Below are 233 nucleotides of genomic sequence, written 5' to 3'. Positions count from 1 at the left end.
CGATGGACTGCCCGGCTTCTCGGACCAGACAATGAGTGATGGGCGTCTGCTTATCCAGTTTGGTAACTACGGAGGCCTAAACGGCAACTTCGGATCGATCCCGGGCGTCAACGACACCGTGATCGTGATGTATCCAATAACGCATGGTGCTACAGGCAACTCAGATGTTTTGATGGGCAAACCCGTGACGGTGGATGGATACCCGTTTGTTACGGGCACTGCTATCGAAAACC

General features: G+C 53.6%; 1 protein-coding gene. It reads left to right on the top strand.

Annotation, left to right across the window (positions count from 1 at the left end; all coding sequences use genetic code 11):
* Positions 1–233 (top strand): hypothetical protein (locus AC1RPX_RS08120; protein ID WP_481763390.1); only part of this gene is annotated, 233 nt, incomplete at both ends.

This window comes from Dellaglioa sp. CoH-56-MRSF-14 (assembly GCF_056782115.1).
The sequence above is the reverse complement of the archived record's forward strand: the minus strand, read 5'-3'. Positions and strand labels throughout refer to the sequence as shown.